Here is a 26,583-nt window from a genome sequence, read left to right on the forward strand (position 1 = left end):
AAGAGTCCACTCTGCGACGAACGAGGAACGATTTCTTTAAAACGCTCAACCCTTGTACTCTCCCAAGCGCATGATTTTCAATGCATAAGCGATTCGCCGTATATAATCGGTTGCCCGGAACAAAAGCGTGCCAAGCCTCTTATAAGCCGGTAATCGGGTTTTGGCATAGACACCCCTGCCCTGCGCAATGGTCGAAATGGACGCACCCGACAAGGTCAGCACGGGCTTATCGGTGGTGAATATTTCATAATGCCCTGCCCAGCCCCGTTCCAGCGCCACATCATAAGGCAGACGCATCGGCTTGATAGCTGCCAGCAGCTTACCCGCTCCCTCCCGCGATACCAGATAGGCAGCCGAACTGCCCAAGGGACCATGCAGGCAGCGACCGATAGAAAATTGCTCATCGATTTTATGAAAACCTCGAAATGCGGCGGTGCGATGGTTGACGAGCTTGATGACATCCCAGCCGCGCAATTGCGTTGCTTTGGCGATAGAGGGTGCGAAAGCGGGCGTGAAGCGCACGTCGTCCTCGATGATAACCGCATAAGGCTCTGGTGCTGTAGCGATGATTTCAAGCGCCCGGATATGGCTGAAATAACAGCCGATTTCAGCGGGCAGCGCGATCTTTCCATGCCAGCGGCGAAAGCCTGCTTCGTCAAAATCAGTCAGCGCTTCCCGGTCAAGCAGCTTGCCCTCGACCGCTTCCACGCGGCGCAGGTCGACCGAATATTGATCGGCGCTGGCCTTCAGGCTCTCCCAGCGATCCCGCGAGCGTTCAAGATTGATTGCATAGACCGGGACGGAATTACCCACTGGCTCTCTTCTTTCATATGCGCACTGTCGATAATGATATGACCAGCAATGCAGTTTATGGTCTATATCAATTCTAAAGAAAGCGCTTTAATCACAATTCAGATAGTTTCCCAGATTAAATCATATGCTTCCATGCTAACCATCCCCTCATTCGATCGAACAGACAAGCTGCTTTCATGGTATGATCGCCATCATCGCATATTGCCGTGGCGCGTCACGCCAACTGAGCAAAGACGCGGGATCAAGCCCGATCCCTATCGGGTATGGCTATCAGAAATAATGCTTCAGCAAACCACCGTCGAGGCGGTCAAATCCTATTTCACAGCCTTTGTCGAACGCTGGCCCGACATAGAGGCCATGGCACAGGCAAGCGAGGACGATATCCTGCGCGCATGGGCGGGGCTTGGCTATTATTCGCGCGCGCGCAATCTCAAGAAATGCGCGGACCTTGTTGCCGCGCAATATGACGGCAAGTTTCCCTCAAGCGCCGCCGCACTGAAAGAATTGCCGGGTATCGGCGATTATACGTCGGCTGCAATCGCTGCAATCGCGTTCGGCGAACCGGCTGCGGTGGTTGATGGCAATGTGGAGCGCGTCATTTCGCGGCTCTTTGCCATCAACACGCCGCTGCCTGCCGCCAAGGTGCCGATACGCGCATTGATGGGCGATATGACGCCGCCCCAGCGCCCCGGAGATTTTGCACAGGCCATGATGGATCTGGGAGCGACGATCTGCACGCCGCGCCGCCCTGCCTGCGCGCTCTGCCCACTCAATGAAGGCTGTAAGGCGCTTGGCGCGCATGAGCCGGAACAATTTCCGCGCAAGGCCCCCAAGGCGCAAAAGCCCGTGCGCATAGGCGCTGCCTTCATCGCAATCGCCGATGACGGTTCGGTCCTGCTGCGCAAACGTCCCGACAAGGGATTGCTCGCGGGCATGAGCGAAGTTCCCGGCAGCGGCTGGAGCGCACGCATTGATGGCGACGCCAGCATTAAAGCTGCGCCCTTTGCCGCCGACTGGCTGGCTGCGGGCACGATCACCCATGTCTTCACCCATTTTGAATTGCGGCTTTCGGTCTATAGCGCGCGCAATGTCACCCGCGAGATTACGAAGGATGGCTGGTGGTCTTCGCCCGGCGAACTGGGTGGGGAAGCCTTGCCCACGGTGATGAAAAAAGCCATCACGGCTGCTATTCCAGATGCGTTCAAGCGCAAGCAGGAAAAGCACCAATCATAAAAAGGCGCTCGAACCTGACGATTCGAGCGCCTCAATATCAGACTGTGCTGGAGGCCGTCCGATGGAAATGGGTTATGCGCCTGCCGCCGCCATCTGGTCACGGATGATCGTGCGCAATGTGTCGATGGGCTTTAGCGCACCATTTTCTTCAAAGTGCCAGAACGTCCAGCCATTACAGGCGTCGAACCCCTGAACCTTCGCACCCATGCGGTGGATCGAGCCAGCTTCGCCGTTTGCCGTCAGCGTGCCGTCAGCGCGCACGATGGCCGCAAAACGGCGACGTGCATCACTAAGAACGGTGCCCGGACGCAGAAGCCCCGCTTCCATGATGGAGGTGAAGGCCACGCGCGGTTCGGCCCGCTTGCCGGTCATGACGGTGAGTTCGGCCTTGCCGAGAGGCTCCACCGCCTCGATGCGGGCGGTCGCCGCGTCGATATAATCCTGCTCACGCTCGATGCCGACGAAGTGGCGGCCGAGGCGCTTGGCCACCGCACCTGTGGTGCCGGAACCGAAGAAAGGATCGAGAATGATGTCACCGGGCTTGCTCGACGCCATCATGATGCGCGCGAGCAGCGCTTCGGGCTTCTGCGTCGGGTGCACCTTGTCGCCATTTTCGTCTTTCAGACGCTCGGAGCCAGTGCAGATCGGAAACAGCCAGTCCGAGCGCATCTGCACATCATCATTGGCGGCTTTCATCGCTTCATAATTGAAAGTGTAGCCCTTGCCCTTCTGGTCACGCGAGGCCCAGATCAGCGTTTCATGCGCATTCTGGAAGCGGCGGCCACGGAAATTCGGCATCGGGTTGGTCTTGCGCCAGATAATGTCGTTGAGCATCCAGAATCCCAGATCCTGCAACTGCGTGCCGACGCGGAAAATATTATGATAGGAGCCGATCACCCAGATCGTGCCGTTCGGCTTGAGCACGCGGCGGCAGGCCAGCAGCCATGCGCGGGTGAAGGCGTCATAGGCCTGAAAGCTCTCGAACTGATCCCAATGGTCATCGACCGCATTGACCTTCGTCTGGTCGGGGCGGTGCAACTGCCCGTCGAGCTGGAGATTATAGGGCGGATCGGCGAAGATGACATCCACGGAATGATCCGGAAGCCGCTCCAGAGCGGAAACACAATCACCCTTGATGATGGAGTCGAGCCAGGCGTTACGCGGGGCCTCAATGGGCAACTCATGTGCAAGACGTACTAGGGACATGGGATACTCGATTACCTGTGGACGCAAAAAACCTGGCCCTATGGTTACCGGACAGGGTAAATATGGCGTTAACGCCAAGTAATTGAAATCGTAAATCTTTTCTTAATCCTCCGATAAAGGCCGAGATTTTCGGGGATTGAGGTCCTTGGGCCTCGCCATTTCCGCTCTCCGGGCCTTCCGGCCTCTTGAGTTCTCCTTCATCTTGTCGGAAAACCTCATTGGAGTTTTGAAAATGCGCACCATTGGCTGGCCTATTCAGGAATGAACATATATCAGCTGCGGCATAACCGGTTTCTGCGGGCGCTTCTGGTGCCCTTCCGTCTGCGCGCGCTGGTGCGCGGCAATGAAATCGGCATGGTCATCGCCGGTGCGCTCATCGGTATCATTTCGGCATTCGTGGTTGCTGCCATCAGCGGCATTTCACAAGCGATGCATGAGGCGCTTTTCGATCTCGATGAGGGCGAGAAGCTCAGTTCCGCATTGCAGCTTCCCTCCACAGCCTATCTCGCGCCGCTGGCAGGCGGGATATTGATGGGCATCGTCATCTGGATACTGGCGCGCTGGCGCAAAAGGCCCATCGTCGATCCCATCGAAGCCAATGCATTGCATGGCGGCAATCTCTCGCTGACCGACAGCCTGATCCTGACCGTACAGAACCTCATTTCCAATGGTTTTGGCGCTTCGGTGGGCCTTGAAGCCGCCTATACGCAGCTTGCCAGCGGCTTTGCCTCGCGGATTGGTCGCGCATTGAAGCTGCGCCGGGCCGATTTGCGCACATTGGTGGGATGCGGCGCGGCGGCGGCAATCGCCAGCGCCTTTCATGCGCCCCTGACGGGTTCCTTCTATGCGTTCGAGCTGATCATCGGGGTCTATTCCATCGCAACCCTAACGCCGGTCGTGGTTGCGGCGATCGTCAGCACGCTCGTGACGCAGGCCATGGGCGGCGCGCCCTTCATCATCCATGTCGGTAATATCGACGGCATCGCGCCGCGCGATTACGTACCGGCGCTGGCGCTGGGCTTCTTTGCCGCGGCGATTGCCATTCTCATCATGCGCGGCGTCACCTTCATCGAAAAGGCGGCGCGCAAGAGTGTCGTCCCCGCCCCTGTCGCACCGGCGATCGGTGGAATATTCATCGGCCTGATTGCATTCCTGTCGCCCCAGGTGCTGGCATCGGGCCATGGCGCGCTGCATATCGATCTGAACGCCCATCTGACCATTCCGGTTCTCTTGCTGCTGATTTTGAGCAAAGCGCTCGCCTCGGCGGTAACCATCGGCTCCGGCTTTCGCGGTGGGCTGTTCTTTGCCTCGCTGTTTTTGGGCGCCCTGACGGGCAAGCTTTTCGCCGCCACCATCGGCACGGTCTCACCGCTTGCACTGGAACAGCAGGTTTATGCGGTTATAGGCATGAGTTCGATGGCGGTTGCAATCGTCGGCGGACCCTTGACCATGACCTTCCTTGCGCTTGAACTGACGGGCGACTTTCCCATCTCCATGCTGGTGCTGGGGGCCGTCGTCTCCTCATCGCTGATGGTGAGAAGGACTTTCGGCTATTCCTTCGCGACATGGCGGTTCCACCTGCGCGGCGAATCCATCCGCTCCGCGCATGATGTCGGCTGGATACGCGATCTCACCGTGGCGCGCATGATGCGCCATGATGTGCGCACGGTCGCCGTCGACACCAATATCGAGACCTTCCGCAAGGAGTTTCCGCTCGGCTCGACCCAGCGTGTGATCGCGGTTGACGATGCGGGCAGATATGTCGGCATCATTCCCGTTCAGCAGGTCTATTCGGAAAGTTTCGACGCCGGTGACGATGCGCGCGGGATCGGCGATCTGCTGCATTATCAGGACCAGTTCCTGCTGCCGCAGATGAATGCAAAGGAAGCGGTCGCGCGCTTCGACCGGGCGGAAAGCGAAGCACTGGCGGTGATCAACAATGCGCAGGAGCGCAAGGTTCTGGGCCTTTTGAGCGAAAGCCACACATTGCGGCGCTACAGCGAGGAACTCGACCAGCGGCGGCGCGAAGTCGCCGGAGAAGTTTGACGCCCTGCCGATAAGGGTGTAGCTGGATGGCGTCATTTCCGGCCATGCCGGACCTCCTCCCCTTTCTGCAAGAAGGCCAGATTCATGGCAACTCCGTCTCTCATCATCTTCGACTGCGATGGCGTATTGGTCGATTCCGAAATTATTGCCGCGGAAGTGGATTCCGTTCTGCTGACCGAAGCGGGTTTTCCGATTGAAGCAGATGAAGTGGCCGAACGCTTCGCCGGGCTGACATGGCAGGATATTCTGCTCACCGTCGAACGCGAAGCAGGCATTCCGGTTTCCGCTTCACTGCTCGACAAGTCGGAAAAGCTGCTCGACGAGCGGCTGAAAAACGAAGTTCAGGCGGTGGAAGACATTGTCGAGGTGGTTTCAGCCCTCACGCTGCCCAAGTGCATATGCTCGAACTCAACCAGTCGACGGCTGGAACTCATGCTCCGGCGCGTGGGCCTTTTCGATCTCTTCGCGCCGCATATCTTCTCGGCGAAGGAAGTGGGAACGAAGAAGACCAAGCCTGCACCCGATGTCTTCCTTCATGCCGCACAGCAATTTAACGTCGATCCCGCCAACGTGATCGTGATCGAGGATTCGGCCCATGGCATTCATGCCGCGCGCGCAGCCGGCATGCGGGTGATCGGCTTTACCGGCGGTGCCCATACCTATCCGGGCCACGCCGACAAGCTGACGGATGCGGGCGCTGAAACGGTCATTCACCGCCATAAGGACCTGCCGGGCACTATCGAGGCGCTGTCCGTATGGACCGACGCCTGATCCCTGCATAATCAAGCAAGCATGTGAAGCGGCTCAGGCCGCGCTGCGCTTGTTGCGGGTTTTAGGCTCGGCGTTAAGGGTCGCCAGCAATTCATCGGCTTCACTTTCGGTGAGGCCGATCAGCAGCCTGTCATCAATCGAGGCAGGCTCGCCCGAGGCAATTTCGAAGATTGCCCAGGTATCGGTCGGCTCAAGAATACGTTCGTATTTATGTTTCATAGCAAAGACCAGAGCGGCTTGTGATCCGCTGCATCCTCTCGTTGTCACAGTTTCCTGAAGCACCATTCCCTGCATTTTCTCAGGGCGCAGAACCTCGCTTGTGTCTTATATTAATGCCAAGTTCTTGCTTTTCGCTTGATGGGAAAATGCGAATTTAAATAGAATTGTAGAGATTATTCTTATGGTAAATTTTGTTTTCCATGTGCTGCGGTTGCACTCGCCCGCTTCCTGCGCGGTGTCTTGCCGCCAATGAGCGCATGCGCGGCACTCGCGCCCATCGGCTTGCCAAAGAGCCAGCCCTGACCGTCAAGCTTGCCCGACAGGTGGCGCAGATACGCCAATTGCGCGGGCGTTTCAATGCCTTCGACAACAATGTCCAGCCCATGCTCGCGCGCCATGGAAATGATCTGCGGGACAATGGAGACGGCCTCGTTGTCATTGCCAATGGTGCGCGTGAAAGCCTTGTCGATCTTGATCGCATCGACATGAAGCTCGCCCAGATAGGCAAGGTTTGAATAGCCCGTGCCGAAATCGTCGATATAAATCCGGAAGCCCTGCTCTCTTAATTGCTGGATGCCCGCAGCCGCCTTGCCAAAATCGACGGCAGTGCGTTCAGTCAGTTCCAGACCGATCTGCTGCGGCTTGATGTCGGCTGCGACAAGGCGCGTGGCGAGCGCATTGAGGAAATCGGGATCTTGCAGATTACTCGCGGTCATATTGATATTGACGCGCATCCCTTTGCGCTTACGGAGCAAATCCCCCATTTCCTCGATGACGCGTTCAAGCACATAAATCGTGATCTTGTCGGCAAGGCCGACAGCTTCGGCGTGTTCGATAAAAATATCGGGAGGGATAAATTCACCCTTCGCGATCTCCCAGCGAATCAATGCTTCAAAGCCGCAGATCTTTTCGTCGGAAATGCGCACCACCGGCTGATAGGCAATAGACAGCTTTCTTGCCGCCAGCGCTCTTTTCAGCATCGCGTTGAGTGAGCGGTTGCGGCTGCGATAATAGAGCCAGACCATTACCGCGCCGCTGCCCAGAAGCATTCCGAAGCTGGTGAACAAAATGAGCAAAAGCTGGTCGGAAGGATTATTCGGCAAGGGAGCAGACACAAGGCTGATGCAGATGCCGGTCGCGGGATTACAGTGTTGTTCGTGCAAGGGAACAGTCGATGCGGCCTCGGTTGCGCCACTCCCCGCAAAAGCAAGCGCTGCGTCCGCGCCCTTCATATAATCATGCGGAAAGCTGTATAGCCGGGCAAATTGCGTTCTGCCCTCATTGGCCATGTAAATGGCGAACGCATAGCCGGGCGTCTGCATGGCATCGAAGGCAACCGAACTCAGGACGATATTGGCATTGCCGCGGCCAATGATCGCGCCATGACTGCCGGGCGTGATCAGATTCCCGTCCCGATAGATATAGGTGCCATCGGCAAGCCGCACGTCCTCCATGGGGCGCCGTGAACTGCTGCGCACATTGTTGAGCAGGGTCGAACATATCAGCCGGTCATCGGCGAGCCGCCCAATATCCTTGATGTGATAGCCGGTAAAGATAAGCTTGCGCAGATAGACCCTGTCATCTGCCGAACATGCTTGGAAGGGCGAGCGATTGGCCTCGTCAAGCACATTGTGCGCCGAGATTATAATGCGGTCGGCATGAGCCTGAAGCGCATTCATATAGATATTCATATCCGCGCGCTCATCACGCAGGCGGAAATTGTCGCCAGCCCATTTCCCTGCCCATCCTCCCATAAGCAAGAAGATGCAGAGGACGAAAGTAACGGGCGAAAAGAAACGGTTATGTTCAAGCGGCATCAGGTGTCCCGCCTCGTCAATATCCTGGATAGCCAGATAGCAAACTCCCGCATCGCCCCATAAACTTCAATGGATACAATCACAGGAAGAACTATTGAGATAAATCAATGAATATTTGATTAGTATCCATAGGTTCAAACTACATCCGATTAATATATTTTATTATACTACGTATATTATACCTATCAATACACAATAAATACTGATCTTTAGAATGACTATCTAATATATACTGAAATAAATATATAACGGGCGGCGCATGGGTTTGCATGCGCCGCCGCATCGGCATGCCCAAAGCGGGCACGGTTACTTCGTGTTATATGGCCCTTCATCGAAACCGACGAAAATCTGCACATTCTGGCTCGTCGGCGTGGGGAAGGAGATGCCCTTGTCGTTGAAGACGAACTGCGTCGCAGTGTCGGCATTGGCGATATTCACGCTCTGCTTATGCAATTTGGAATAAATCACCTTGTCGCCCTGCGTTACCGCGACGCGGACCGGCATGGTGATGGTGCCGCTTTTATATTTTGGACCGGGCACGACTTTTCCGGCTGCGGCCACATCGATCGTCAGCGTGCCGTCGCCATATTGGCAGGCGCGTGTCGTGTCGGTGATGGAAGCCTGATAAATGACATGGGCCGGATCCTTGTCGCCGCCCTTGTCATAGGTGCTGAAATAGGATGTGCCCTCGCGCAATGTCACCGGCGGGCAATAAGCGCGAAGCTCCGATGCCGAGATGCGCTGCTCTGCGCCATCAGCGGTCGAGGAATCAGCGGATTTTTGCGTCCCGCTCGTCGTGCAGCCCGCGAGCGCTGCAAGAAGAACCGTTGCAAGGACTGGAAACAACGATGAGTGATTTTGTGATGCTTTCTGCATAAACCGGGCTTCCCTGCACTGATCGACCTGTCTTATATTAAAACGTCATACATCCGCAGGATGCATAACGCCCTGACGCCTGAGCGTAATGTGATGGTGTTTTCCCGTTTTTTGCCGCCAAGAGCAACCCCATCCTGCCAAGGATGCTTTAATTCTTGCGGCTTTTTTGGGGAGGCTCTATTGCATTATGCGGTTTGCAGCCGCTCCGATCTGAAATGAAGGCCTCGAAATGAAATATATCAGCACACGCGGGGAAGCACCCGTTCTGGGGTTCAGCGATGCATTGCTGGCAGGGCTTGCCCGTGATGGCGGGCTTTATCTGCCGCAGGAATATCCGCAATTCACGCCTGAACAAATTCGCAGCCTGCGCGGAAAATCCTATGCCGATATTGCGCTGGCCGTGCTGACGCCCTTTACCGGCGGCGAGATTCCACAGGCCGATTTCGAGCGCATGGTGCGCGAGGCCTATGGCACGTTCCGCCATGACGCCGTATGCCCGCTGGTGCAGAGCGGCGCCAATGAATTCGTGCTTGAGCTGTTTCACGGCCCGACCCTTGCCTTCAAGGATGTCGCCATGCAACTGCTTGCGCGCATGATGGATTATGTGCTGGCAAGCCGCGGCGAGCGCGCGACAATCGTGGGCGCGACATCGGGCGATACCGGCGGCGCGGCGATCGAAGCCTTTGGCGGTCGCGAGAATGTCGATATTTTCATCCTGTTTCCGCATGAGCGCGTCTCGCCGGTGCAGCAGCGCCAGATGACCAGTTCAGGCTTTTCCAATGTGCATGCGCTGGCCATCGAAGGCAATTTCGATGATTGCCAGAACCTCGTCAAAGCCATGTTCAACGATCTGGAATTTCGCGACCGCATGTCGCTTTCGGGCGTGAATTCGATCAACTGGGCGCGCATCATGCCGCAGGTGGTCTATTATTTCACTGCCGCCCTGAGCCTCGGCGCGCCGGATCGCCCGGTTTCCTTCACGGTTCCGACCGGCAATTTCGGCGATATTTTCGCGGGCTTCGTCGCCAGAAAAATGGGGCTGCCCATCGAGCAGCTCATCATCGCCACCAATGACAACGACATTCTTGCGCGCACGCTCGAAAGCGGAGCCTATGAGATGCGCGGCGTGGCGCAGACCACCTCGCCATCGATGGACATCCAGATTTCATCCAATTTCGAACGGCTGCTGTTTGAGGCGCATGGGCGCGATGCAGCCGCCGTGCGCGGATTGATGGACAGCCTGAAGCAATCGGGCGGCTTCACCATTGCCGAACAGCCGCTTTCCGCCATTCGCCAGACATTTTCCGCTGGCCGCTCGGATGTCGCCGAAACCGCCGCGACCATCAAATCCGTATTGGAATCCGACGGTTACCTGCTCGATCCGCATTCGGCCATCGGCGTGAAGGTCGCGCGCGAAAAAGCCTCCGGCACCGCCCCGATGGTGGTTCTGGCCACCGCGCATCCGGCCAAATTCCCCGATGCCGTCAAGGATGCATGCGGGGTCGATCCGCAACTTCCGGCATGGCTTGCCGATCTGATGCAACGAAAAGAAAGTTTCACAGTTCTTCACAACGGGTTGAAAATCGTGGAAGAATATGTCGACCGCCATTCCCGCGCATGAGAAAGCGGGAATTGGGAGCGGGAACCCGCACAGGACTATGGGAGCCTTTTTCTGATGGGTGTTGAAGTAACGCGTCTTTCCAACGGCCTGACGATTGCCACCGATAATATGCCACATGTGGAAAGCGTCGCGTTGGGAATCTGGGTCAAGGCCGGCGCCCGAAACGAAGCGCCGGACAAGCATGGCATCGCCCATCTGCTCGAGCATATGGCGTTCAAGGGAACCGACAAGCGCACGGCATGGCAGATCGCATCCGACATCGAGAATGTCGGCGGCGAAATCAATGCGGCCACCAGCGTCGAGACGACCTCCTATTATGCGCGGGTATTGCGCAACGACATGCCACTGGCGATCGATATTCTGGCCGACATCATGACAAGCTCCCGCTTCGACGAGGACGAGCTGGAGCGCGAAAAGCAGGTCATCATGCAGGAGATCGGCGCGGCGCACGATACGCCCGACGATATTGTCTTCGACCGCTTCACCGAGACCGCCTATCGCCACCAGCCGCTGGGGCGTGCCATTCTCGGTGAGCCGGAGACCGTGGCCTCCTTCACCTCCGCCGATCTGCGCCACTATATGGACCAGCAATATAGCGCCGACCGTATGGTCGTGACGGCTGCCGGCGGCGTTCATCATGACGAATTCGTGCGCGAAGTCGAAAACAGGCTGGGCGGCTTTCGTCCCTTCAACACGGCTCCGACACTCGATCTGGCGCATTATGTCGGCGGCGATTTTCGCGAAAATCGCGAATTGATGGATGCGCAGGTGCTGATCGGCTTTGAGGGCCGCGCCTATCATGTGCGCGATTTTTATGCCTCGCAGCTGCTGTCGATGATCCTTGGCGGCGGCATGTCTTCGCGTCTGTTTCAGGAAGTGCGTGAAAAACGCGGCCTGTGTTATTCGGTCTATGCCTTCCACTGGGGTTTTTCCGATACGGGCCTGTTTGGCATTCATGCCGCAACCGGGCGCGACGAACTGGTGGAATTGCTTCCGGTCATCATCGCGGAACTGCACAAGGCTGCGGACGCCATCGACATCGAAGAGGTCGACCGGGCGCGGGCGCAATATAGTGCAAGCCTGCTCATGTCGCAGGAAAGCGCTGCAAGCCGGGCGGGCCAGATTGCAAGGCAATTGCTGCTTTATGGCCGTCCGGTGGCCAATAGCGAATTGCTGGACCGCCTCGCCCATATCACGCCGCAACGGCTGGCCGATCTGGCGGGACGGATGTTCCTCGACAGCAAGCCCACCATTGCCGGTGTCGGCCCCGTGGGACGGCTGATGAGCTTCGACGGTCTCACCGAGGCGCTATCGACCAGTGCACATGCGAGGAAAGTGGCTATTTAGGGGAATAGGGGAATAGGGGAATAGGGGAATAGGGGAATAAAAATGAAGCAGCCTTGTCAGGGCAAGTTATTCTTTTAACTTACTCCCATACGCCCTTATTCCCCTACTCCCTCAACTCAATCCCTGCTGAAACAGGATCCCGCATGATCGGCCTGCCATTCCGGCGCAGCAATCCGACCGTCCTTCGCGGCCCGCGCGTTCACCTGCGCGAACCGGCGATGAGCGATTTTGCGCCATGGGCGGGCCTGCGCGAAAAAAGCCGCGCTTTTCTTACGCCGTGGGAGCCGGTCTGGGCTGCGGATGACCTCACGAAAAGCGCTTTCCGCCACAGGGTCAGACGCGTGCAGGAAGAGGCTTCGGATGGCTCCGCGCATTCCTTCTTCATCTTTCGCAATTCCGACCGCCAGCTTGTCGGCGGCATTACGCTGAGCAATATCAGGCGCGGCGTCGCGCAAACCGGCATGATCGGCTATTGGAGCGGTGCGCCCTTTGCAGGCAAAGGCTATATGACCGAAGCGCTCTCGCTGGTAATTTCCCTTGCATTCGGAGAACTGAGGTTGCACCGGATCGAAGCTGCCTGTATTCCGCATAATGCTCGTTCGATACGGCTTCTCGAAAAAGCCGGATTTCAGAGGGAAGGACTCTTGCGTTCCTATCTCAAGATAAACGGCTTCTGGCAGGATCATCTGCTGTTTGCCCTGCTGGAAGGCGACATAAGCATGATCAATGGCAAGGTTGAACGCTCGTGAATGGACAATCAGACAGGTTACTGCCACGCCTTTTGGGCTGTCTCGCGCTTGTCGTCATTCTGGCCTTTTCGGCCGCCCAGACATATGCCGCCGAACCGATAAAGATTTCCAAGGAAGACACCGCACTGGACCTTTCGGATGCTGTGGACCTGCTGCGCAATCAGGGCGAAAGCGTTCAGGTTTCGACGGCACCGGGGGCCGATGGCATCGTGCGCCGCATCGAGGTTCAGGCCGATCCTGATTCCGACGCATCCGGCGACTGGGCCGCATTCGCCATTGCCAATCCGACGGACCAGCAGATCGACCGGCTGATCGTCGCGCCGCATTTCCGCCTTGCCGGTTCGGGCATCATCTGGCCCGATCTGGGTTCGCCGCGCATCGCCTCGATCACGCCCAGTGAAGGTTTCGCGCTCGACCGCCAGCCAAGCCCCGATGCCGACGTCTTCCGCATCACGCTCAATCCGGGCACGGCGGTCACTTTCGTGGCCGAGCTTTCCTCGCACAACCTGCCGCAGCTTTATCTGTGGGCGCCTGAAGCCTACAAGGACGCCGTCAATTCCTATACGCTCTATCGCGGCATTCTGCTTGGTATTTCCGGCCTGCTGGCGCTGTTCCTGACCATTCTTTTCGTGGTCAAGGGCACCTCGCTTTTCCCGGCCACGGCAGCGCTCGCATGGGCGGTTCTGGCTTATATCTGCGTCGATTTCGGCTTCTGGAACAAGCTGATGGAAATCACCGCGGGCAACGAACAGGTATGGCGCGCGGGAACGGAAGTGGCGCTGGCCGCATCGCTGGTGATTTTCCTCTTTACCTATCTCAATCTCAATCGCTGGCACGATCATTTCAGCTATGGCGCGATCACATGGGTGCTGGGCCTCTTGGCACTCTCCGGTGTTGCGGTCATCGATCCGCCGGTGGCGTCGGGCATTGCGCGCATTTCGCTGGCCCTCACCGTGATCGGCGGGGTCGCCATCATCGGCTATCTCGCCGTCAAGGGTTATGACCGCGCGGTCATGCTGATCCCGGCATGGCTTCTCACGCTCATCTGGCTGCTGGGCGCGTGGATGACCGTTACCGGCACGCTGGATAACGACATCATCCAGCCTGCGCTGGGCGGCGGTCTGGTGCTGATCGTGCTCCTGATCGGCTTCACCGTCATGCAGCACGCCTTTTCGGGCGGCGCACTCCAGCAGGGCCTGCTCTCGGATATGGAGCGGCAGGCGCTCGCCGTCATCGGGGCGGGCGATATTGTCTGGGACTGGGATGTGCCGCGCGACCGTGTGGTGACGACACCCGACATCGCCCATTATCTGGGCAGCACGACCAGTTCCCTGCAAGGGCCGGTGCGCAACTGGCTGCCCGTGATGCACAGCGACGACCGCGACCGTTTCCGCTCGACGCTCGACGCCATTCTGGAGAACCGGCGCGGGCGCATCGGCCAGATTTTCCGCCTGCGCGCCAATGACGGGCATTATCACTGGTATGCGCTGCGCGCGCGCCCGGTAATCGGCTCCGACGGCGAGGTGGTGCGCTGCGTGGGCACCCTCATCAATGTCACCGAACAGAAGAAAGCCGAGGAACGGCTGCTGCATGATGCCGTGCACGACAATCTGACCGGCCTGCCCAATCGCGAGCTTTTCCTCGACCGCTTGAGCAATGTCATGAATATGGCGCGCGGCGAGAGCAAGTTGCATCCGACCGTCTTCATCATCGACATAGACCGCTTCAAGCAGGTCAATGACAGCCTGGGCATGTCGGCGGGCGACACGATCCTGCTCACCATCTCGCGCCGCCTGTCGCGCCTGATGAAGCCGCAGGATACGCTTTCGCGCCTTTCTTCCGACCAGTTCGGCCTGCTGCTTACCTCGGAAAGCGATCCGGGCCGTATCGCCTCCTTTGCCGAAGCGCTGCGTCAGGCGGTTCGTGCGCCCATTGCCTATGCCAAGCGCGAGATCGTGCTGACGGCTTCAATCGGCCTCATCACCTGGACCAAGACTGCGGCCACCGCCGAGGATTTCGTCAAGGATGCGGAACTGGCGATGCATCAGGCCAAGCGCTTTGGCGGCGATCGCATCGAGCCGTTTCGCCCCGCCTTCCGCGCGATCAGCAGCGACAAGCTGCAACTGGAATCCGATCTGCGCCGGGCGCTGGAACGCGACGAGATCAGCCTCGTCTATCAACCCATCGTCAGGCTGGAAAAAGGCGATATTGCCGGTTTCGAGGCGCTCATGCGCTGGGAACACCCGCGGCGGGGCACTATTTCACCCTCGGAATTCATCCCCATTGCGGAAAATTCCGGCCTGATCGTGCCGCTTGGCCTCTTCGCCATTCAGCGCGCCGCTGAAGACCTGTTTGCATGGCAGGAGCAGTTTGCAAAACAGGAACTCTTCGTTTCGGTCAATCTGTCGAGCACCCAGCTGATCCGGCAGGACCTCATCAATGATGTGCGTTCGGTCCTCTCGCGCATTCATCTGCACCCCGGCAGCCTCAAGCTGGAACTGACCGAATCCGTCCTGATGGAAAATCCCGAACAGTCGGCCCATGTGCTCTCGCGCCTCAAGACGATGGGAATCGGCCTTTCGCTCGATGATTTCGGCACCGGCTATTCGTCGCTCGCCTATCTCACGCGCTTTCCCTTCGACATCATCAAGATCGACCGCTCTTTCGTCAAAGGCGACAAGCCGCAGAAGACGACGCTGCTGCGCTCCATCGTCAGCATGGCGCATGATCTGGGCCTTGCGGTCGTCACCGAAGGCGTCGAAAGTGAAAAAGACGCGCTGCAATTGCGCCAGATGGGCTGCGAATATGTGCAGAGCTTCATGTTCGGCCAGCCGACGAGCCGCGAGGAAGCCACGCGCATGATCAAGGAACAGCTCGACGCGGATGCCGCCTGATCAACGACAGATGAAGGATGAAGGGGATCAGGCGTGGCCGACGTCGGAAACGAGCCGCGACATGTCGATGCCCATCTGGGCCATCAGCCGGTCGTATTTGCCGGTGATGTCGCTATCGAAGAGCATATCCATCGGGGCGGGACAGGTGAGCCAGCCATTCTCGCTAAATTCGAGATCGAGCTGCCCCGGCGCCCATCCTGAATAGCCGAGCGTCATCAGCGCCTGCGCGGGGCCGCGCCCGCCATAGATGGCACGCAGAATATCGACCGTCGCCGTCAGGCAGACATCTTCCGCCACCGGCATGGTCGAATCCACCATATAATCATCGGTATGCAGCACGAAGCCGCGGGTGCGGTCCACCGGACCGCCATTGCGCACAATCATATGCCGTGCGCTTTCGGGCAGGACGATCATCTCGTCGTCATCGATGACCCCGATTTGCTGAAGCAGTTCGTGGAAGCCGACCGGCTGAAGCTGGTTGATGATAAAACCCATCGCGCCTTCCTCGGAATGCGCGCAGATATAGACCACCGCGCGAGCGAAGCGCTCGTCGTTCATTCCGGGCATGGCAAGCAGGAATTGCCCGTTCAAAAATCCCTGCTCCTGATTGTGCCTGCGCAAAATGGTCATGCATATGAAGGTAGCAAGACTGTACGAAATAACAATATCGTTTCGGCAAGAGTTTTGTCCAAAGCGGTGCTGATTTCATCTGCGCTTGCCATTACGTTCCCATGCGCAGAAATCCTGTGGCCAAATGGGGCCGAAAGACTTGAAGCGGCCATTTTTTTATTCCACCTTCGCGGCATGAAAATCAAAGCCCTCCCTCTCCTGCCGATTGTCTTTCTGGCACTGCTCGCGCCCGCGCAGGCTTCCACTTCCGACTGGACGCAGACGCCGGGCGGACGGGTCCGCGTTCTCATCGATGATCACAGCGCCGTAAACGGCCAATTGCGCGGTGCCTTGCAGATCGAACTGCAACCGGGCTGGAAGACCTATTGGCGCAATCCCGGCGATTCGGGCGTGCCGCCCCAGCTGAGCCTTGCGGGCAATGGCGAGGCGCGCATCGATTTTCCGGTGCCCGAGCGCTTTGGCGCAGGCGACGAGGCGGGAGTCGGCTATACACGGCCCGTATCGCTGCCGCTGACCTTTACCGTCAGCCCCGGCGACAAGCGCCTGAGCGGCAATATATTCCTCGGCATCTGCGAAAACATATGCGTGCCGGTCCATGCCGAATTCGACCTGCCCCTTGTATCTCAAACAGCGCCCTCGCCGCAGGCCATTGCTGCGCGCACGATCGTTCAGAGTGCCTTCGACCGGCTCCCGCAAGCCGCCTCGCCCGATTTCCGGGTCAGCGAGGCCAGGCGTCAGGATGACCGGATATTATTCGAACTCGACCTGCCCGACAGCGCCACTCCCGCCCAGCTTTTCGTGGCAAGCGACGCGCTGAGCCTTTCGGAAGCCGTGCCGCAACAAGAGGCGGCACGGCCGCAATTTGCCGCCAAAATCTACGGCAAGGCAAAAGAAGGCGCCGTCATCGACTATACATTGGTGCAAAACGGCAAGGCGGTGTCGGGAACGATAAAACTCAATTGAAGTTCGTCCCGCATTGTCAGTAATATGAAATTGTCGGAGCGCCGTTTATCGGCTTAACTGGCATGCGCGCGCATCAGCGCGCGGACGCAAAACCCACCCCGAAACAGGCGGTTCCTGATGGCACGACCGCCCTGTACTTCCCAGGAGAGAGAATATGACGATCAAAGTTGGTGACAGGCTGCCGGAAGCGACCTTCAAGGTGAAGACGGCGGATGGCGTCAAGGATGCGACCACCGACGAGGTCTTCAAGGGCAAGAAGGTCGTTCTCTTTGCCGTTCCGGGCGCATTCACCCCGACCTGCAACCTCAATCACCTGCCCGGCTATCTCGAAAACCGCGATGCCATTCTCGCCAAGGGCGTGGACCAGATCGCAGTCGTCGCCGTCAACGATCCCTTCGTGATGGGCGCATGGGCGCAGAGCTCGGGCGGCGAAGGCAAGATCCTCTTCCTCGCCGATGGCAGCGCCGCTTTCGCCAAGGCTGCGGGCCTCGACATCGACCTGTCGGCTGGCGGTCTGGGCGTACGCTCCAAGCGCTATTCGGCCATCATCGAAGACGGTGTGGTCAAGGCGCTCAATATCGAAGAGCAGCCCGGACAGGCCGTGACTTCGGCGGCAAGCGCGCTTCTCGAACAGCTTTGATAAGCAGAAGGGCGGCAAAAGCCGCCCTTTTTCATTTTACCTTGAGAGATGTACAGAGCACATCCCGAAAAGCGGGAACTGGTTTTCGGAAAAAGATGTGCGTAAAAACAAAGAGATAGAGCATTTCTAATGATTCAACTTAATCCAGAAATGCTCTAGCCGCCATATTTGAACGGCTCCATGCCGGCGCGGGCCAGTTCGTCGGCGCGCTCGTTTTCCGGATGGCCGGCATGGCCCTTGATCCAGTGCCAGCGGACAACATGCCCGTTGCGCGCCTCGTCCAGAGCCTGCCACAGCTCGGCATTCTTGACCGGTTTTTTGGCCGATGTTCTCCAGCCGTTGCGCTTCCAGCCCTCGATCCAGCCGGAAATGCCGTCGCGCACATAGACCGAATCCGTATAAAGATCGACCTCGCACGGCTCCTTCAGCGCCTTTAGTGCTGAAATCGCCGCCATAAGCTCCATGCGGTTATTGGTGGTGTCGGCTTCGCCGCCCTTCAATTCCTTCACATTGCCGTTCCAGCGCAATATGGCGCCCCATCCGCCGGGGCCGGGATTGCCCGAACAGGCGCCGTCCGTGAAAGCCTCGATGCGCTTCACGCAACCGCTCCATGCATTTGCAGACCATATTCGCCTGCGGTGCGCACCTGCCGGTGAAAGCGCATGCGGCGGACATATTCGATCGGGTCTTTTTTCGTAACAAAGCTGTCGTCGGGCACGTTGAGCCAGTCATAAAGACGGGTGAGCATGAAGCGCAATGCCGCGCCGCGCGCAAGCACCGGAAGCGCTTCGATCTCCGCCTGAGAGAGCGGGCGCACCGCATTATAGCCGCGTAAAAGTGCCGTGCCCTTGGTCAGATTGAAGGAAAAGTCACTTTCAAAACACCAGGCATTCAGGCAGACGGCGACGTCATAGGCGAGGATGTCCGTGCAGGCGAAATAAAAATCGATGAAGCCCGACAGCTTGTCGTCAAGGAAGAAGACATTGTCGGGGAAAAGATCCGCATGGATAACGCCTTGCGGCAGATCGGAGGGCCAGTTGCTTTCGAGAAAATCGAGATCGGCTTGCGCTTCCGCCACCAGCCCCTCTTCCACGCCGTCCGCGCGCGGCTGCGACAATTCCCACAGCGGACGCCAGTCGGGCAGTGTCAGGCCGTTGCGGCGGCGCATCGAAAAATCCGCACCTGCCAGATGCATATGGGCAAGGCTCCTGCCCACCTGCTCGCAATGGGCGACCGTGGGGCGGCGCACCCAGACGCCTTCGAGGAAGGTGACGATGGCCGCGGGACGCCCCGCAAGTTCCCCGATCATCGCGCCATCGCGCCGCACGACCGGCTGCGGGCATTCAAAGCCGCGCATGGCCAGATGGCGCATGAGATTGACGAAAAACGGCAGATCATCGCGATTGACCCGCTTTTCATAGAGCGTGAGAATGAAAACGCCCGCGCTCGTATGCAGCAGGTAATTGGTGTTTTCCACGCCCTCGGCAATGCCCTTGTAGGAGGTCAGCGTGCCAATATCATATTGTTCGAGAAACGCGCCCAGTTCGGTTTCGTTAATATCTGTATAGACGGCCATGCCGCTTATTTCCCCTGCGCAATCTTGGGTATGCCAACCACCCGGTTCTGGCCATTGACGAATGCCATATCCTGCACCGTCAGTTCCACATCGCGGATTTCCCGGTTCACAAGAAAATTCTCGGTCTCGATAACCGTTTCGGCCAGTTCGATCCTGACATTGAAGCGCTGGCGGAAAGCGTCGATGATTTCATCGACGATGATTTCCGGTGCCGAAGCGCCCGCCGAAAGGCCGACCACGGAAATATCGCCAAGCTTGTCCCATTCGATTTCTGAAGCACGCTGGACCAGCAGGGACATGCGCGCCCCGGCCTTCTCGGCCACTTCCACAAGGCGTCTGGAGTTGGACGAATTGGGCGCGCCGACGATCAGAAACAGATCGCAGCCCGGCGCGGCAGCGCGCACCGCATCCTGCCGGTTGGTGGTGGCGTAACAGATCGATTCGGCCGCAGGCGCGGTCAAATTGGGAAAGCGCTCCTGCAATTGCGTGATGATGCCTGCGGTATCGTCCACCGAAAGCGTGGTCTGGGTTACGAAGCCCAGATTATCCTCATCGGCAAATGAGCAGGTGCGCGCATCCTCGACCGTTTCGATCAGCGTCACCGCGCCTTCAGGCAATTGCCCCATGGTGCCGATGACTTCGGGGTGGCCGGAATGGCCGATCAATATAACATGACGGCCAAGGCGCTGATGGCGCATGGCCTGCTTGTGCACCTTGGACACCAGCGGACAGGTTGCATCAAGATAGAAGAGGTTCTTGGCCTGCGCATCGGCTGGCACGGATTTCGGCACGCCATGGGCGGAGAAGACCACCGGCTGGTCGCGATGTTCTGCGGGAATCTCATGCAGTTCCTCGACAAAGACCGCACCGCGCGCTTGCAGCCCCTCCACGACATAGCGATTATGCACGATCTCATGGCGCACATAGACCGGCGCGCCATATTTCTTGAGCGCAAGCACGACGATCTGAATGGCCCGGTCCACGCCTGCGCAAAAGCCGCGCGGACCGCAAAGGCGGATTTCCAGAGGGGGATGTTGATCGTTCATAGAATGCTCGCAGGTTCGGCGCGCAGGCGCGCAAAAATCTTCACCTGTGGAGTTGGGCTGCTAAGCCGCCATTGTCAACCCCGTTCACGCCTTTCGATGGCGCCACAGCCATGTGCCGACCACGCCCATGAGCGCCAGAGCAAGTCCATACCACGTCACCGCATATTGCAGGTGATTGTTGGGAAAATCGATGATCGTCACACCGCCGACCGGCAATCCGCCCGGATTGGCCTTGCTGTCGGCGTCGATGAAGAACGGCACTGTTTCATCGAGCGAGGGCAGATTGGCGCTTTCGGCCATGGCGGCCCAGTCCTTCCAGTAGAAAACATTCTTCGCAACATCATTGTCGGGAATGAGCGATGAAGGTTTTGCCGTCAGGGGATCGCGGGCGAGACCCGTCACCGTCACCGGCCCGTCAAGCTGCCCTTCAAGGCGGGTTTCAGGGTCTTTCCTGTCGTAAGGCACAAAGCCGCGATTGACGAGCACGAAGCGTCCGTCTTCGAGCAGCAGCGGCGTATAGACATAAAAGCCCGATGCGCTCGCATGGGTGGCGAGAAAATGGCGCTCGCCCGGATGCATGAAGGTGCCGGAAACCGTTACCGGACGATATTCGACGGAGCCTTCCCGGCGATAGATTTCCTCCATTTCGCCAAGCGGCAGTGCAGGCTCGTGGATGCGCGCCTGCGTCGAGGCGATCAGCGCTTCCTTCCACATCAGCCGCCGTACCTGCCATGTGCCCAGTGTGAGCAATATTGCCAGCACTATGGCCGATATGACCAGCACAGCCCATGGAAACCGGCGCGGCTTGTCTGCCTGGATCATTTTTCGTCGTCCATCGGACGTTGATTATCGATCAGGCCGGGAGCGGCTTTATGGCGATATTGCATATTGATCAAGACGCCCTTGATGCTGCGCATGGCGATCAGGCTCAGGATGATCGCGATCGGCACCCACAGGGTGAACTGAACCCAGAGCGGCGGTCCGAAATTGACTTCGAGCCACAGCGCTGCGCCCAGCACGATAAAACTGATGATGAGAATGGCGAAGGCCGCAGGGCCATCGCCGGAATCAGCAAAGGAATAATCAAGCCCGCATATCTCGCAACGCGGCGCGACAGCCAGATAGCCCTTGAAGAGCCGTCCCTCGCCGCAGCGGGGGCAATGTCCGGTAATGCCGCTGCCGACCGGATTTACTGCCGGATGGGAATTGTGATCGGACATTGCCTCGGCTCCCTTTCAGGGCGGTGCCTGTTTGAATTGATGATTACAAACAAAGGGCGGCCATGTTGCCAGGGCCGCCCTTGAAAAAACGCATGCCGCCGAATCAGCCGTGCATCGGTGCGCCCCAGCCGCCCCAGACATAGATGGCGAAGAACAGGAACAGCCAGACCACGTCGACGAAATGCCAGTACCAGGCAGCCGCTTCCATGCCGAAATGCTTTTGCGGAGTGAAATCGCCAGCAAGGGCGCGGAAGAAACAGACCGCCAGGAAGATCGTGCCTACGAACACATGGAAACCATGGAAACCGGTCGCCATGAAGAAGGTCGCGCCGTAGATCGAGTCCTTGAACGCGAAGGGTGCGTGCGCATATTCATAAAACTGCACGTATGAGAACAGGACGCCAAGGACGACCGTGAGTGCAAGGCCCGTGATCAGGCCCTTGCGATCATTGTGCAGCAGCGCATGGTGCGCCCATGTCAGCGTGGTGCCCGACAGAAGCAGGATGACCGTGTTGTAGAGCGGCAGGTGCATCGGATCGAGAACCTCGATGCCCTTTGGAGGCCACTGACCGCCGGTGAATTCGGCGCGCGCCACCTGATGCACTTCATTCGGAAACAGGCTTGCATCGAAAAACGCCCAGAACCATGCCACGAAGAACATGACTTCCGAAGCGATGAACATGATCATGCCATAGCGCAGATGCAGCGAGACGACGCGCGTATGGTGGCCTTCATGGCTTTCCTTGATCGTATCCGCCCACCAGCCGAACATGCAGTAGAGTACGATTGCAACGCCGATGAAGAAGAGCCATGGCGTCGCGATATTGACGCCGAAAAAGACCAGTTCATCGGAATTGAGATAGCGCATCCATGCGATGCCGCCGAAAGCGAGAACGAAGGCGCCCAATGAGCCCAGGACGGGCCAGGGACTGGGATCGATAATGTGATAATCGTGATTCTTTTGCTGAACGTCCGCCATGTCTCTCCCCGTATTCCCCTGACGGGGCTCCTCTCTCATATCTTCCTGCATAAACCCCGACAGGGAAGCAGGCAAGTTTATCATTCGATGCGCAAACCGGTTTTTTGCCGTCCATACCGTCCGCATCTGTTTTCAAGCGGTTCTTCCAATCATAAAACCGCTTCATCGCTTTGTCTTTGCGGCATTATGCGCCGCACGACCATTCCTGTTTCAGCTGCCGTTTTGCGGCGCAGCCACGTCGTTTGCCTTGGCAACCGGCTCCGGCTTTTCGATCGGGAAGAAAGTGTAGGAGAGCGTGATCGTCTTTACATCTTTCAGATCGGGATCGTTTACAAATTCCGGATCGACAAAGAACATCACCGGCATTTCCATGTCTTCGCCCGGTTGCAGGGTCGTATCCGTGAAGCAGAAGCATTCAACCTTGTTGAAATAGGCTCCGGCCCGGCCCGGCGCGACGTTGAAGCTCGCACGGCCATAAGTGGCGCTGTCGAACTGATTGCGCGCCTCATATTTGATCAGGGTGGTTTCGCCGATGCGCACCGTCACCTCACGCTCGACCGGCTTGAAATCCCATGGCAGGCCATTGGCCGTGTTGGCGTCGAAGCGGACCTTGATCGTCTTGTCGAGAATCGTATCGGAATATTGCTCCACGCGCTGCGTGGTGCCACCATAGCCGGTGATCTGGCAGAAAATGCGATAAAGCGGAACGGAAGCATAAGCAGCGCCGATCATGCATACGAAAAAAGCGAGACAGGCAGTGGCAATCGCCGCATTGGAGCGCTGCTGCCTTCTGGTCTTGCCGTTCATTTCCTGCCGTTGAGCCATTTTCTCCTCCCGAAAGACCAAGACCTACATCGGCCGTATGAACACGTTTGAGCCCAGTTTGGCCAGAGTGCCCGCATAGACAAGGAGCACGAACAGCACCAGCGCAATAGCCAGCCCGATCGAACGGTTGCGCTGCGCCTTTTTCTGCGACTGGGTCGGAACGACCGTCTCAAGCTCTTCCTTCGCCGGCTCGCGCGTCGGTTTGTCGTTCAAAACACCCTCCATTCCCGCGCCCTCACAACAGCCCGCCAGCAGACATCATGTTCATGATCATGGCCTCCAGCAGCAATGTCGCGAAAATGCCCGACAGATAAATCAGGGAAAAACGAAACAGCTTGCGGGCGGCGACCAGCATCTGCTGCTGGCTGCCAGCCATCAGAAGACGCCACGTATAAAAGACGAAAGCCAGCCCGAGCAGCACGGAAACGACGCCATAGACCGGCCCGGCAAAGCCCATCGCCCATGGCAGGACGCCGACCGGCGCCATCAGCAGCGCATAAAACATCGCCTGACGGCGGGTTGAAAGCTCGCCTTTCACATTCGGCATCATCGGGATGCGTGCGGCTTCGTAATCATTGGTCGAGAACAGCGACAGGGCCCAGAAATGCGGCGGCGTCCAGAGGAAGATGATCAAGAACAGCACCGTGCTGTCCCATGTGATCTCGCCGGTGGCCGCAGCCCAGCCGATCATGGGCGGAAACGCGCCTGCCGCGCCGCCGATGACGATATTCTGCGGCGTCGAGCGCTTGAGCCACATCGAATAGACCACGGCATAAAAGAAGATCGTAAAGGCCAGCAGCGCGGCGGAGAGCCAGTTGACCATCAGGCCGAGCGTGATGACCGAAAAGACCGACAGGGTGAGGCCGAAAGCCAGCACCTGACCGGGTTCGATCACACCGGCGGGAATGGGGCGATTGCGCGTGCGCTTCATCACCGCGTCAATATCGGCGTCATACCACATATTGAGTGCGCCTGACGCGCCTGCGCCGATTGCGATGCAAAGAATGCTGATGACGGCCAGAACCGGGTTCATATGGCCGGGCGCCAGCACAAGGCCGACAAGGCCGGTGAACACCACCAGCGACATGACCCGCGGCTTGAGCAGCGTCAGATAATCGCGCGCTGTCGCCTCCGAAAGGGCGAAGGCTTCGTCGGGAGCCGTATTTTTATCCACCAGAGACATTATAACTTCAAAACCTCGAACTCACAGGGCCGACGCCGCCTTCCTCAAGGATGCCGACGCTCGCCCTTCACGATCCTACCTCCCGGAAGCACCCGTCCCCCGGAAAGCGCCGTGTCAAAGGCCAGTCTGAATGCTGACTGAGGGTCGACCGGCTGCGGGCGGAACATCATGCCGCCCGCAAATAGCATATTTTTGCAGTGCGGGCGAAATTTTCTTTGGCGACCCGGCCAAAACTTCCGCCCGACACGATCACTTGATGCGCGGCAGCTGTTCCCACTGGTGGAACGGAGGCGGCGAAGAAAGCTGCCATTCCAGCGTGGTTGCTCCATCGCCCCAGGGATTGGCGCCCGCCTCACGCTTCTTCGCGAATGCCTCGAAGACATTGTAGAGGAAGACCAGCACGGCAAAGCCCGAAAGATAGGAGCCGTAGGAGGACACCATATTCCAGCCCGCATAGGCATCGGGATAATCGATATAGCGACGCGGCATGCCGGCAAGGCCGAGGAAGTGCTGCGGGAAGAAGACCAGATTGACGCCGACGAAAGTGATCCAGAAGTGCAGCTTCGCGGTGAATTCGTCATACATATAGCCGGTCATCTTCGGGAACCAGTAATACCAGCCCGCGAAGATCGCAAACACCGCGCCCAGCGACAGGACGTAATGGAAGTGCGCCACGACGTAATAAGTGTCGTGCAAGGCGCGGTCGAGACCGGCATTGGCAAGCTGCACGCCGGTAATACCGCCGATGGTGAACAGGAAGATGAAGCCGATTGCCCAGAGCATGGGCGCGCGGAAGGTGATCGAGCCACCCCACATGGTCGCAATCCACGAGAAGATCTTGATGCCGGTCGGCACCGCGATGACCATGGTGGCGAAGACGAAGTAGCGCTGGGTATCGAGCGACAGGCCGACCGTATACATGTGGTGCGCCCACACGACGAAGCCGACGACACCGATGGCGACCATGGCGTAGGCCATGCCCAGATAACCGAAGATCGGCTTGCGTGAGAAGGTCGACACGATATGGCTGACGATACCGAAGCCCGGCAGGATCAGAATGTAGACTTCCGGATGACCGAAGAACCAGAACAGGTGCTGGTAGAGGATCGGATCGCCGCCGCCCTCAGGCGCAAAGAAGGAGGTTCCGAAATTGCGGTCGGTCAGCAGCATGGTGATGCCGCCAGCGAGCACCGGAAGCGAAAGCAGCAGCAGGAACGCCGTGACCAGCACCGCCCACGCAAAGAGCGGCATCTTGTGCAGCGTCATGCCCGGAGCGCGCATGTTCAAGATCGTAGTGATGAAGTTGATTGCGCCCAGAATGGACGACACGCCCGCAATGTGGATCGAGAGGATCGCAAAATCCACCGCCGGTCCGGGCTGGCCCGATGTGGAGAACGGCGGATAGAGCGTCCAGCCGCCACCCGGACCCCAGCCGCCTGCCGGACCGGGCATGAAGAACGAGATCAGCAGCAGGATCAGGGCGGGCGGAAGCAGCCAGAAGGAGATGTTGTTCATCCGCGGGAACGCCATGTCCGGCGCGCCGATCATGAGCGGGATCATCCAGTTGGCGAAACCACCGATCAGTGCCGGCATGACCATGAAGAAAATCATGACCAGCGCGTGCAGCGAGGTGAAGACGTTGAACATATGCTTGCCCGCATCGAGCGCCGCATCGCCTTCAACACCGTAGACCATGGCTGCCAGGCCATGGAAGATCTGGATGCCGGGTTCCTGCAATTCGGCGCGCATGGCAATGGACAAGGCGCCGCCGATAATGCCGGAAATGATTGCAAAGATCAGGTAGAGTGTACCGATGTCTTTATGATTGGTCGAATAGACCCAACGAACCCAGCCGCGAGGCTTATGGTCGTCGTGAACTCCATGTTCGTGAGCTGCTGTGCCAGCCATGGAAGGTGCTCCCATTCTTAA

General features: G+C 58.2%; 25 protein-coding genes. 9 read left to right on the forward strand and 16 right to left on the reverse strand.

Features of this window, described 5'->3' with window-relative positions:
* Nucleotides 1-45 precede the first annotated feature (45 nt).
* Nucleotides 46-813, reverse strand: coding sequence for a glycosyltransferase family 25 protein (locus tag DKP76_RS00430; protein WP_109704470.1), 768 nt, complete (start codon nucleotides 811-813; stop codon nucleotides 46-48).
* Nucleotides 814-945: 132 nt separating this feature from the next.
* Here DKP76_RS00430 and mutY point away from each other — a divergent pair, with 132 nt between their 5' ends.
* Nucleotides 946-2,046 carry an A/G-specific adenine glycosylase gene (mutY, locus tag DKP76_RS00435; protein ID WP_109705104.1) on the forward strand — a complete coding sequence of 367 codons (1,101 nt, stop codon included), beginning with the start codon at nucleotides 946-948 and terminating at the stop codon, nucleotides 2,044-2,046.
* A 72-nt stretch (nucleotides 2,047-2,118) separates the two neighbouring features.
* Here the strand turns inward: mutY and DKP76_RS00440 are convergent, their stop codons facing one another.
* The gene (locus DKP76_RS00440) at nucleotides 2,119-3,252 is read right to left on the reverse strand and encodes a site-specific DNA-methyltransferase (protein ID WP_109704471.1); all 1,134 of its coding nucleotides are present in this window, start codon (nucleotides 3,250-3,252) and stop codon (nucleotides 2,119-2,121) included.
* A gap of 261 nt (nucleotides 3,253-3,513) precedes the next feature.
* On the opposite strand from DKP76_RS00440, the gene DKP76_RS00445 reads away from it, so the two are divergent.
* Nucleotides 3,514-5,298: a chloride channel protein gene (locus DKP76_RS00445; RefSeq protein WP_109704472.1), complete on the forward strand. Its 1,785-nt coding sequence runs from the start codon at nucleotides 3,514-3,516 to the stop codon at nucleotides 5,296-5,298.
* A gap of 84 nt (nucleotides 5,299-5,382) precedes the next feature.
* Nucleotides 5,383-6,069: an HAD family hydrolase gene (locus tag DKP76_RS00450; RefSeq protein ID WP_109704473.1), complete on the forward strand. Its 687-nt coding sequence runs from the start codon at nucleotides 5,383-5,385 to the stop codon at nucleotides 6,067-6,069.
* 33 nt (nucleotides 6,070-6,102) lie between these two features.
* Here DKP76_RS00450 and DKP76_RS00455 read toward each other — a convergent pair whose 3' ends face one another.
* From DKP76_RS00455 to DKP76_RS00465, 3 genes are all read right to left on the reverse strand, one after another.
* A complete protein-coding gene (locus DKP76_RS00455; RefSeq protein ID WP_109704474.1) occupies nucleotides 6,103-6,288 on the reverse strand; it encodes a hypothetical protein in 186 nt (61 codons plus the stop codon).
* Nucleotides 6,289-6,467: 179 nt separating this feature from the next.
* Nucleotides 6,468-8,105: an EAL domain-containing protein gene (locus DKP76_RS00460; RefSeq protein WP_245410105.1), complete on the reverse strand. Its 1,638-nt coding sequence runs from the start codon at nucleotides 8,103-8,105 to the stop codon at nucleotides 6,468-6,470.
* A gap of 306 nt (nucleotides 8,106-8,411) precedes the next feature.
* A complete protein-coding gene (locus DKP76_RS00465; protein WP_109704476.1) occupies nucleotides 8,412-8,981 on the reverse strand; it encodes a hypothetical protein in 570 nt (189 codons plus the stop codon).
* A gap of 229 nt (nucleotides 8,982-9,210) precedes the next feature.
* Between DKP76_RS00465 and thrC the strand changes: the two genes are divergently transcribed.
* The 4 genes from thrC to DKP76_RS00485 all read left to right on the forward strand — a co-directional run bounded on the left by thrC (nucleotide 9,211) and on the right by DKP76_RS00485 (nucleotide 15,592).
* Nucleotides 9,211-10,602, forward strand: a complete 1,392-nt coding sequence (gene thrC, locus DKP76_RS00470; RefSeq protein WP_109704477.1) for a threonine synthase — start codon at nucleotides 9,211-9,213, stop codon at nucleotides 10,600-10,602.
* Nucleotides 10,603-10,656: 54 nt separating this feature from the next.
* On the forward strand, nucleotides 10,657-11,949 hold the full coding sequence (locus tag DKP76_RS00475; protein WP_109704478.1) for a M16 family metallopeptidase: 1,293 nt from the start codon (nucleotides 10,657-10,659) through the stop codon (nucleotides 11,947-11,949).
* A 143-nt stretch (nucleotides 11,950-12,092) separates the two neighbouring features.
* Nucleotides 12,093-12,698 (forward strand): GNAT family N-acetyltransferase, encoded by a 606-nt coding sequence (locus DKP76_RS00480; RefSeq protein ID WP_109704479.1) that lies wholly within the window; start codon nucleotides 12,093-12,095, stop codon nucleotides 12,696-12,698.
* Nucleotides 12,695-15,592 carry a sensor domain-containing phosphodiesterase gene (locus DKP76_RS00485; RefSeq protein WP_109704480.1) on the forward strand — a complete coding sequence of 966 codons (2,898 nt, stop codon included), beginning with the start codon at nucleotides 12,695-12,697 and terminating at the stop codon, nucleotides 15,590-15,592. The genes DKP76_RS00480 and DKP76_RS00485 overlap by 4 nt, the downstream gene beginning before the upstream one ends.
* Nucleotides 15,593-15,619: 27 nt before the next feature.
* Here the strand turns inward: DKP76_RS00485 and DKP76_RS00490 are convergent, their stop codons facing one another.
* A complete protein-coding gene (locus tag DKP76_RS00490) occupies nucleotides 15,620-16,222 on the reverse strand; it encodes a YqgE/AlgH family protein (protein ID WP_109704481.1) in 603 nt (200 codons plus the stop codon).
* A 174-nt stretch (nucleotides 16,223-16,396) separates the two neighbouring features.
* On the opposite strand from DKP76_RS00490, the gene DKP76_RS00495 reads away from it, so the two are divergent.
* Both DKP76_RS00495 and DKP76_RS00500 read left to right on the forward strand, forming a co-directional pair.
* Entirely contained in the window at nucleotides 16,397-17,185 is a 789-nt protein-coding gene (locus DKP76_RS00495; RefSeq protein WP_109705105.1) for a protein-disulfide reductase DsbD domain-containing protein, read from the forward strand.
* A 154-nt stretch (nucleotides 17,186-17,339) separates the two neighbouring features.
* Complete coding sequence (locus DKP76_RS00500) at nucleotides 17,340-17,825, forward strand: peroxiredoxin (RefSeq protein WP_109704482.1); 486 nt, start codon at nucleotides 17,340-17,342, stop codon at nucleotides 17,823-17,825.
* A gap of 155 nt (nucleotides 17,826-17,980) precedes the next feature.
* On the opposite strand, the gene rnhA is transcribed toward DKP76_RS00500, so the two are convergent.
* The 10 genes from rnhA to ctaD all read right to left on the reverse strand — a co-directional run bounded on the left by rnhA (nucleotide 17,981) and on the right by ctaD (nucleotide 26,562).
* Nucleotides 17,981-18,424 (reverse strand): ribonuclease HI, encoded by a 444-nt coding sequence (gene rnhA, locus DKP76_RS00505; RefSeq protein ID WP_109704483.1) that lies wholly within the window; start codon nucleotides 18,422-18,424, stop codon nucleotides 17,981-17,983.
* Nucleotides 18,421-19,401 carry a homoserine kinase gene (locus DKP76_RS00510; protein ID WP_109704484.1) on the reverse strand — a complete coding sequence of 327 codons (981 nt, stop codon included), beginning with the start codon at nucleotides 19,399-19,401 and terminating at the stop codon, nucleotides 18,421-18,423. The genes rnhA and DKP76_RS00510 overlap by 4 nt, the downstream gene beginning before the upstream one ends.
* A gap of 5 nt (nucleotides 19,402-19,406) precedes the next feature.
* Complete coding sequence (gene ispH, locus DKP76_RS00515; RefSeq protein ID WP_109704485.1) at nucleotides 19,407-20,447, reverse strand: 4-hydroxy-3-methylbut-2-enyl diphosphate reductase; 1,041 nt, start codon at nucleotides 20,445-20,447, stop codon at nucleotides 19,407-19,409.
* A gap of 84 nt (nucleotides 20,448-20,531) precedes the next feature.
* Nucleotides 20,532-21,269 carry an SURF1 family protein gene (locus DKP76_RS00520; protein WP_109704486.1) on the reverse strand — a complete coding sequence of 246 codons (738 nt, stop codon included), beginning with the start codon at nucleotides 21,267-21,269 and terminating at the stop codon, nucleotides 20,532-20,534.
* Complete coding sequence (locus DKP76_RS00525) at nucleotides 21,266-21,667, reverse strand: DUF983 domain-containing protein (RefSeq protein ID WP_109704487.1); 402 nt, start codon at nucleotides 21,665-21,667, stop codon at nucleotides 21,266-21,268. The genes DKP76_RS00520 and DKP76_RS00525 overlap by 4 nt, the downstream gene beginning before the upstream one ends.
* A gap of 103 nt (nucleotides 21,668-21,770) precedes the next feature.
* The gene (locus DKP76_RS00530; RefSeq protein ID WP_109704488.1) at nucleotides 21,771-22,646 is read right to left on the reverse strand and encodes a cytochrome c oxidase subunit 3; all 876 of its coding nucleotides are present in this window, start codon (nucleotides 22,644-22,646) and stop codon (nucleotides 21,771-21,773) included.
* A gap of 210 nt (nucleotides 22,647-22,856) precedes the next feature.
* Nucleotides 22,857-23,471 (reverse strand): cytochrome c oxidase assembly protein, encoded by a 615-nt coding sequence (locus DKP76_RS00535; protein ID WP_109704489.1) that lies wholly within the window; start codon nucleotides 23,469-23,471, stop codon nucleotides 22,857-22,859.
* Between the two features lie 24 nt (nucleotides 23,472-23,495).
* Nucleotides 23,496-23,684: a hypothetical protein gene (locus DKP76_RS00540; protein WP_245410106.1), complete on the reverse strand. Its 189-nt coding sequence runs from the start codon at nucleotides 23,682-23,684 to the stop codon at nucleotides 23,496-23,498.
* Nucleotides 23,685-23,706: 22 nt separating this feature from the next.
* Nucleotides 23,707-24,654 (reverse strand): heme o synthase, encoded by a 948-nt coding sequence (locus tag DKP76_RS00545; RefSeq protein WP_109704491.1) that lies wholly within the window; start codon nucleotides 24,652-24,654, stop codon nucleotides 23,707-23,709.
* A 249-nt stretch (nucleotides 24,655-24,903) separates the two neighbouring features.
* A complete protein-coding gene (gene ctaD / locus DKP76_RS00550; protein ID WP_109704492.1) occupies nucleotides 24,904-26,562 on the reverse strand; it encodes a cytochrome c oxidase subunit I in 1,659 nt (552 codons plus the stop codon).
* Nucleotides 26,563-26,583: the final 21 nt, after the last annotated feature.

The organism is Falsochrobactrum shanghaiense, from assembly GCF_003149535.1.
Lineage (GTDB): Bacteria > Pseudomonadota > Alphaproteobacteria > Rhizobiales > Rhizobiaceae > Brucella > Brucella shanghaiense.

Excerpts from the sequence above, each read along its gene's own strand:
- thrC (WP_109704477.1), top strand. The coding sequence starts at position 9,211 with ATGAAATATATCAGCACACGCGGGGAAGCACCCGTTCTGGGGTTCAGC.
- DKP76_RS00480 (WP_109704479.1), top strand. The coding sequence starts at position 12,093 with ATGATCGGCCTGCCATTCCGGCGCAGCAATCCGACCGTCCTTCGCGGC.
- DKP76_RS00495 (WP_109705105.1), top strand. The coding sequence starts at position 16,397 with ATGAAAATCAAAGCCCTCCCTCTCCTGCCGATTGTCTTTCTGGCACTG.
- DKP76_RS00460 (WP_245410105.1), bottom strand. The coding sequence starts at position 8,105 with ATGCCGCTTGAACATAACCGTTTCTTTTCGCCCGTTACTTTCGTCCTC.
- DKP76_RS00520 (WP_109704486.1), bottom strand. The coding sequence starts at position 21,269 with ATGATCCAGGCAGACAAGCCGCGCCGGTTTCCATGGGCTGTGCTGGTC.
- mutY (WP_109705104.1), top strand. The coding sequence starts at position 946 with ATGCTAACCATCCCCTCATTCGATCGAACAGACAAGCTGCTTTCATGG.
- ispH (WP_109704485.1), bottom strand. The coding sequence starts at position 20,447 with ATGAACGATCAACATCCCCCTCTGGAAATCCGCCTTTGCGGTCCGCGC.
- DKP76_RS00475 (WP_109704478.1), top strand. The coding sequence starts at position 10,657 with ATGGGTGTTGAAGTAACGCGTCTTTCCAACGGCCTGACGATTGCCACC.
- DKP76_RS00500 (WP_109704482.1), top strand. The coding sequence starts at position 17,340 with ATGACGATCAAAGTTGGTGACAGGCTGCCGGAAGCGACCTTCAAGGTG.
- DKP76_RS00530 (WP_109704488.1), bottom strand. The coding sequence starts at position 22,646 with ATGGCGGACGTTCAGCAAAAGAATCACGATTATCACATTATCGATCCC.
- DKP76_RS00490 (WP_109704481.1), bottom strand. The coding sequence starts at position 16,222 with ATGACCATTTTGCGCAGGCACAATCAGGAGCAGGGATTTTTGAACGGG.
- DKP76_RS00535 (WP_109704489.1), bottom strand. The coding sequence starts at position 23,471 with ATGGCTCAACGGCAGGAAATGAACGGCAAGACCAGAAGGCAGCAGCGC.
- DKP76_RS00510 (WP_109704484.1), bottom strand. The coding sequence starts at position 19,401 with ATGGCCGTCTATACAGATATTAACGAAACCGAACTGGGCGCGTTTCTC.
- DKP76_RS00525 (WP_109704487.1), bottom strand. The coding sequence starts at position 21,667 with ATGTCCGATCACAATTCCCATCCGGCAGTAAATCCGGTCGGCAGCGGC.
- DKP76_RS00445 (WP_109704472.1), top strand. The coding sequence starts at position 3,514 with ATGAACATATATCAGCTGCGGCATAACCGGTTTCTGCGGGCGCTTCTG.
- ctaD (WP_109704492.1), bottom strand. The coding sequence starts at position 26,562 with ATGGCTGGCACAGCAGCTCACGAACATGGAGTTCACGACGACCATAAG.
- DKP76_RS00440 (WP_109704471.1), bottom strand. The coding sequence starts at position 3,252 with ATGTCCCTAGTACGTCTTGCACATGAGTTGCCCATTGAGGCCCCGCGT.
- DKP76_RS00455 (WP_109704474.1), bottom strand. The coding sequence starts at position 6,288 with ATGAAACATAAATACGAACGTATTCTTGAGCCGACCGATACCTGGGCA.
- DKP76_RS00450 (WP_109704473.1), top strand. The coding sequence starts at position 5,383 with ATGGCAACTCCGTCTCTCATCATCTTCGACTGCGATGGCGTATTGGTC.
- DKP76_RS00545 (WP_109704491.1), bottom strand. The coding sequence starts at position 24,654 with ATGTCTCTGGTGGATAAAAATACGGCTCCCGACGAAGCCTTCGCCCTT.
- DKP76_RS00465 (WP_109704476.1), bottom strand. The coding sequence starts at position 8,981 with ATGCAGAAAGCATCACAAAATCACTCATCGTTGTTTCCAGTCCTTGCA.